We start from the raw sequence: 6,695 nt of genomic DNA, 5'->3' as shown, positions 1-6,695 counted from the left end.
CAAGATCATCATCGACACCTACGGCGGCATGGCCCGTCACGGCGGCGGCGCCTTCTCGGGCAAGGACCCCTCCAAGGTCGACCGCTCGGCCGCGTACGCGATGCGCTGGGTGGCGAAGAACGTGGTGGCGGCCGGACTGGCGGCCCGCTGCGAGGTCCAGGTCGCCTACGCGATCGGCAAGGCCGAGCCGGTCGGTCTGTTCGTCGAGACCTTCGGCACGGCCAAGGTCGACGTCGAGAAGATCGAGAAGGCCATCGACGACGTCTTCGACCTCCGCCCGGCCGCGATCATCCGCGATCTCGACCTGCTGCGCCCGATCTACGCGCAGACCGCCGCGTACGGCCACTTCGGCCGTGAGCTGCCCGACTTCACGTGGGAGCGCACGGACCGCGTGGACGCGCTGCGCAAGGCCGCGGGCCTGTAGCACTCGGTCGCCACGGCGACTCCTAGCGGCCCGGCTCTCCCCTGGAGTGCCGGGCCGCTACGCGTCCCGCGAGAGGGCGGACAGGGCGGAAAACGGCTCGCGGCAGGGGCGTGGCCTTTCCAGGCTGGTGATCTTCCGGCGCGAAGGCCGCGGCTACTTCGGTGGAGCGCGCCTTGGGGCGTGCGGTGAAACCGGGCAGGGGCCCCTGCCGCGGCCGGCCTGATCTCGGGAGGACGACATGGGGGCGCCTTCGGGGCGCCCTCGGTTGTCAGTGGGGTTTGGTAAGAATGCAGGTGTGAGCAGCGAGAACGGGCAGGGGGGCGGTGGTGCGGCCGGGGAGGGCGCGCCGCCGGAGCAGCTCGCGCTGATCCGGGAGAGCGTCCGGCAGGCCAAGGCGCCGCGGGCCAAGCCCCGGACCTGGCGGGGGGCCGCGCTGGCCGAGGAGTTGCCGGTCGCGCGGGTGCTCGTCGACAAGGGAGTGCTGCATCTGGACCGGTACTTCGACTATGCGGTGCCGGCCGAACTCGACGCCGACGCCCAGCCGGGGGTGCGGGTGCGGGTCCGCTTCGGAGCGGGGCGCGGGCGGGTGCGGGAGGGGCGCCGCGAGGGCGGGGGCCTCATCGACGGCTTCCTCATCGAGCGGCGCGCCGCGTCCGACTACTCAGGGCCGCTCGCGGCGCTCGCCCAGGTGGTGTCGCCCGAACGGGTGCTGAGCCAGGAGCTGTTGGGACTGGCGCGGGCCGTCGCCGACCGGTACGCGGGCAGCCTGGCCGACGTGCTGCAGCTCGCCGTCCCGCCGCGCAACGCCCGGGCCGAGCAGCGGCCCTCGCCCGCGCCGTTGCCGCCCCCCGGCCCGCCGGCGCCCGGTTCCTGGGACCGGTACGAGCGCGGCGGCGCGTTCCTCGAGTCCCTGGCGTCCGGCGGAGCGCCGCGCGCGGTGTGGAACGCGCTGCCCGGGCCCGAGTGGAGCGAGGAGCTGGCGCGGGCGGTCGCCGCGACACTCGCCTCGGGGCGCGGAGCGCTGGTCGTCGTCCCCGACGGACGGGCCGCCGCCCGGGTCGACGCCGCGCTGACGGCCGCGCTGGGGGAGGGGCGGCACGCGCTGCTCACCGCGGACGCCGGTCCCGAGAAGCGCTACCGGGAGTGGCTCGCCGTGCGGCGCGGGTCGGTGCGGGCGGTCGTCGGGACCCGGGCCGCGATGTTCGCGCCGGTCCGGGACCTCGGGCTGCTCGCCCTCTGGGACGACGGGGACGACACCCACAGCGAGCTGCACGCGCCGCAGCCCCACGCGCGTGAGGTGCTGCTGCTGAGGGCGGCTCAGGACAGGTGCGGCTTTCTGATGGGCGGCTGGAGCTGCACCGTGGAGGGCGCCCAGCTCGTCGAGAGCGGGTGGGCCCGGCCGTTGGTCGCCTCGCGGGAGCAGGTGCGGCGCACCGCTCCGCTGGTGCGGACCGTGGGCGACCAGGATCTCGCCCGGGACGAGGCGGCCCGGGCCGCCCGCCTGCCGACCCTCGCCTGGCAGGCGGTCCGGGAGGGATTGAAGAAAGGGCCGGTGCTGGTGCAGGTGCCGCGACGCGGTTACGTGCCGCGGATGGCCTGTGCGCAGTGCCGGGCCGCTGCCCGGTGCCGGCACTGTTGCGGACCGCTGGAGGCGCGGGACGGCGGCGCTCTGTGGTGCGGCTGGTGCGGGCGTGAGGAGGGCGCCTGGCACTGTCCCGAGTGCGGCTCGTTCCGGCTGCGGGCCCAGGTCGTGGGCGCACGGCGGACGGCGGAGGAGCTGGGGCGGGCGTTCCCCGCCGTTCCGGTGCGGACGTCGGGGCGCGAGCATGTGCTGGACACCGTGCCCGGGTCGCCCGCGCTCGTGGTGTCCACGCCGGGCGCCGAGCCGGTCGCCGAGGGCGGGTACGCGGCGGCCCTGCTGCTGGACGGCTGGGCCATGCTGGGCCGGCCCGACCTGCGGGCCGGGGAGGACGCGCTGCGCCGCTGGGTCGCCGCCGCCGCCCTCGTCCGGCCGCAGGGCGACGGCGGGACGGTGGTCGTGGTCGCCGAGCCGACGTTGCGGCCGGTGCAGGCGCTGGTGCGCTGGGATCCCGTGGGACACGCGGTGCGGGAGCTCTCCGAACGGGCCGAGCTGGGCTTTCCGCCGGTGTCGCGGATGGCGGCGGTGTCGGGGACGGCGGAGGCGCTGACCGCGTTCCTCGCCGCCGTCGACCTGCCGGGCGAGGCGGAGTTGCTGGGACCGGTCCCGGTTCCGGCGGAGCCTCCCGGGCGGCCCCGCCGTCCGGGGGCGCCGCCGCCCGGGGAGCAGTGGGAGCGGGCGCTGATCCGGGTGCCGCCGGGGAGCGGCGCCGCACTCGCCGCCGCGTTGAAGGCGGCGCAGGCGGCGCGGATGGCCAGGACGGGCGGGGCAGGGCGGTCCGGGCGGGGCGCGGAAGAGGCCGTCCGGGTACGGATCGACCCGCCGGACATCGGGTAGGGAGAGGCCGCCGCGGTCGGCCCGTAGGCGTGGTCCACGCCCCCCGGTCCGCCGTCTGATGTTCCACAACTCCCGGCCCCGCCGCCTGGTGCCCTACGCCTACCGGCCCCCGTCCGGTGGGTCCACGCCTCCCGGCGCGCCGTCTCCGGAGCCGAGGGGGCGGCTCGACGGCGGTGCGTCCTGCCGTGGTGGGCGGTCCGCGGCAGCGTGACCGCCGTCGCCCGGGGAGGGGTCGGTGCGACGGCTCCGAGGGCGAAGGGCGGTGACGGCGCGGCACCGGGGAGCGGTATGCCGGGACCGCTCGCGGCGATATGCGACTGCCCTCTCGCAGATATGCGACTGCCCTCTCGGAGGTGTCCGAGAGGGCAGGTGGGCGGGGGAGGCGCGGTGCCCGTGTCAGCCGTTGCGGGGGCCGGGGAAGGCGGTCGGCCTCGCCTCGTCGCGCAGGGACGGGCTGCCGGCCGTCGGCTGGGTCGGCATCGAGCGGGCGGCGGGGACCGTGGGAACGGTGGGGATGCTCGTGGTCACGCTGAGCGTGCGCGCGCCGGCCGGCTCCGTCGGCCGCTCCACCTCGGCGGTGGCCGCCTGGGCGGCGGCCGCGCGGCGGGCGCCGTAACGGCGGTGCACCGCCTGCTTGGTGACCCCGAGCGCGGAGCCCACCGCGTCCCACGAGAACCCCAGCGAACGGTCGAAGTCCACCGCAGCGGTCACCAGCGTCTCGACGCTGTCCCGCAGTTCCTGGGCGAGTCGGACCGTCGGGGCGGGGGCGCGGCCGTAGACGACGAAGCCCGTGGAGGGGCCGGAGCGGCGGGGGCGGTAGACGTTGCCCAGTTGCGCGGTGAGGGTGCGCAGTGCGTCCACCTGCCGGCGGACGCGCTCGATGTCCCGCACCAGCAAGTGCAGGCTGGCCCGGGCCTGGGCGTCGTGGGTTGCATGGTCGGCCATGAACAAGCCTCTCGAACCGGCGTTGAAGAAGGTGTGTCAACTCTTTCTTGACCAACGCGGGTTCGCTCCGCTGGTCACGGTGTGGGGGCGTATGGGCATATGCGTACGCCCCCTGTCGGGAGGGGTCGGGCGGCCGGCCCGGGCGGGTTCCGGGGTTTCGTCGGCGGCATAAACTTGTGTGTTGCCCGTCGTTCGTCCTTTCGAGAGGCACCGCCCACTCATGAAGCTCGTCTTCGCCGGTACCCCCGAGGTCGCCGTTCCCGCCCTGGACGCTCTCATCGCCTCCGGGCGGCACGAGGTGGCCGCTGTCGTCACGCGACCCGACGCGCCGTCGGGGCGGGGACGCAGGCTGGTCGCCTCGCCCGTGGCCCAGCGGGCCGAGGAGGCCGGCATCGAGGTGCTGAAGCCCGTCAGGCCGCGGGAGCCGGAGTTCCTGGAGCGGCTGCGGCAGATCGCGCCGGACTGCTGTCCCGTCGTGGCCTACGGGGCGTTGCTGCCCCGGGTGGCGCTGGACATCCCGGCGCGGGGATGGGTCAACCTGCACTTCTCGCTGCTGCCCGCCTGGCGCGGCGCCGCTCCGGTGCAGCACGCCGTCATGGCCGGGGACGAGATCACCGGCGCCGCCACCTTCCTCATCGAGGAAGGGCTCGACTCCGGGCCGGTGTACGGGACGGTCACGGAGGAGATCCGCCCCACCGACACCAGCGGCGACCTGCTCACCCGGCTCGCCTTCGCCGGGAGCGGACTCCTCGCCGCGACCATGGACGGGATCGAGGACGGCACCCTCAAGGCCATGCCGCAGCCCGGTGACGGGATCAGCCTCGCGCCGAAGATCACCGTCGAGGACGCCCAGGTCGACTGGGTCACGCCGGCCCTGCGCGTCGACCGCGTGGTGAGGGGCTGCACCCCGGCCCCCGGGGCGTGGACCACCTTCCGCGGTGAACGGCTCAAGCTCATCCAGGTCCGGCTCGTCCCCGAGCGGACCGACCTCGCCCCGGGCGCGCTCGCGGTGGGCAAGAACAGCGTGCACGTCGGCACCGGCTCGTACGCCGTCGAGCTGCTGTGGGTGCAGGCGCAGGGCAAGAAGCCGATGCGGGCCGCCGACTGGGCGCGGGGCGTCCGGATCGGGGACGGAGAGGCCGTCGGGGTGTAGCCCGGGCAGCCGACGTACGCTGGACGCACCCGTTTTCCGCAGTCCCTGTCTCCCCTCGACGGGCCCTCTCCGACGCGCCCCCCGATGCGGCGCGCCTGCGCGAGCCGTCGCCCCGATGTCCCTCTCGACGCACCTTTCCCTTCAGTCATCCGGAGCACCTTTCTCGTGAGCGAGCAGCCCCCACGTCCCCGTAAGCCGGGCAAGCCCTACCGTCGGCCCCAGAAGGACCCCGTCCGCATGCTGGCCTTCGAGGCCCTGCGTGCCGTGGACGAACGGGACGCCTACGCCAACCTCGTGCTGCCGCCGCTGCTGCGCAAAGCGCGCGAGAAGGAGGGGCCCGAGAAGTTCGACGGGCGCGACGCGGCCCTCGCCACCGAGCTGGTCTACGGGACGCTGCGCCGGCAGGGGACGTACGACGCCGTCATCTCCGCGTGCGTCGACCGGCCGTTGCGCGAGGTGGATCCGCCGGTCCTCGACGTCCTGAGCCTCGGTGTGCACCAGCTCCTCGGGACGCGCATCCCGACCCATGCGGCCGTGTCCGCCTCGGTGGACCTCGCGCGGGTCGTGCTCGGCGACGGGCGCGCGAAGTTCGTCAACGCCGTGCTGCGCAAGGTCGCCCAGCACGATCTGGACGAGTGGATCGAGAAGGTCGCACCGCCCTACGACGACGACCCCGAGGACCACCTCGCCGTCGTGCACTCGCACCCGCGCTGGGTGGTCTCCGCGCTGTGGGACTCCCTGGGCGGCGGGCGGGCCGGCATCGAGGACCTGCTGGAGGCCGACAACGAGCGGCCCGAGGTGACGCTCGTCGCCCGGCCCGGACGCGCCACGACCGAGGAGCTGCTCCGGGAGGACGCGGCCGTCGCCGGGCGCTGGTCGCCTTACGCCGTGCGGCTCACCGAGGGCGGCGAGCCCGGCGCCATCGACGCCGTACGGGACGGGCGGGCCGGGGTGCAGGACGAGGGCAGCCAGCTCGTGGCGCTCGCCCTGGCCGCCGCGCCGCTCGAGGGGCCCGACACGAAGTGGCTGGACGGCTGTGCCGGGCCCGGCGGCAAGGCCGCGCTGCTCGCCGCTCTCGCCGCCGAGCGGGGGGCCCTGCTGCTCGCGGCCGAGAAGCAGCCGCACCGGGCGGGACTGGTCGCCAAGGCCCTGGCCGGCGATCCCGGTCGCTCTCAGGTCATCGCCGCCGACGGCACGCGTCCGCCGTGGCGGCCCGGGTCCTTCGACCGGGTGCTGATGGATGTGCCGTGCACGGGTCTCGGCGCGCTGCGCAGGCGCCCCGAGGCGCGGTGGCGGCGCAGGCCGCAGGACCTCGACGGGTTCGCTCCGCTGCAGCGCGGGCTGCTGCGGACCGCGCTGGAGTCCGTCCGGGTCGGGGGCGTCGTCGGGTACGCCACCTGCTCGCCGCATCTCGCCGAGACCCGGGCCGTGGTGTCCGACATCCTCAAGCAGTACCCGCAGGCCGAGCTGATCGACGCGCGGCCGCTGCTGCCGGGCGTCCCGGCGCTGGGCGAGGGACCGGACGTCCAGCTGTGGCCGCATCTGCACGGCACCGACGCCATGTACCTGGCTCTGATCAGGAAGACCGGCTGAGGCCGGCCTGCTTTCCGCGCGCGAACCGTGAGGAAAGCCGGCTGACGTCAGCGCGAGCCGTGCGCAAGACCGGCCGATGTCCGTACGGGCTCGCGAAGAAGCCG

The 6,695-nt window shown here is 75.4% G+C and carries 5 protein-coding genes; 4 read left to right on the top strand and 1 reads right to left on the bottom strand.

From position 1 onward, the window contains the following. Together ACN6LD_RS16135 and ACN6LD_RS16130 are read left to right on the top strand one after the other, a co-directional pair. On the top strand, positions 1-424 hold a 424-nt coding region (locus ACN6LD_RS16135), incomplete at its 5' end, for a methionine adenosyltransferase domain-containing protein (protein ID WP_445043515.1). Between the two features lie 295 nt (positions 425-719). Next, on the top strand, positions 720-2,900 hold the full coding sequence (locus tag ACN6LD_RS16130; protein ID WP_445043514.1) for a primosomal protein N': 2,181 nt from the start codon (positions 720-722) through the stop codon (positions 2,898-2,900). 396 nt (positions 2,901-3,296) lie between these two features. Here the strand turns inward: ACN6LD_RS16130 and ACN6LD_RS16125 are convergent, their stop codons facing one another. Further along, entirely contained in the window at positions 3,297-3,845 is a 549-nt protein-coding gene (locus ACN6LD_RS16125) for a hypothetical protein (protein ID WP_445043513.1), read from the bottom strand. A gap of 220 nt (positions 3,846-4,065) precedes the next feature. Here ACN6LD_RS16125 and fmt point away from each other — a divergent pair, with 220 nt between their 5' ends. Together fmt and ACN6LD_RS16115 are read left to right on the top strand one after the other, a co-directional pair. After that, positions 4,066-4,998: a methionyl-tRNA formyltransferase gene (gene fmt / locus ACN6LD_RS16120; RefSeq protein ID WP_445043512.1), complete on the top strand. Its 933-nt coding sequence runs from the start codon at positions 4,066-4,068 to the stop codon at positions 4,996-4,998. 165 nt (positions 4,999-5,163) lie between these two features. Further along, a complete protein-coding gene (locus ACN6LD_RS16115) occupies positions 5,164-6,591 on the top strand; it encodes an RsmB/NOP family class I SAM-dependent RNA methyltransferase (RefSeq protein ID WP_319195921.1) in 1,428 nt (475 codons plus the stop codon). Positions 6,592-6,695 lie beyond the last annotated feature (104 nt).

The organism is Streptomyces sp. SAS_272 (assembly GCF_052543235.1).
The sequence above is the reverse complement of the archived record's forward strand: the minus strand, read 5'-3'. Positions and strand labels throughout refer to the sequence as shown.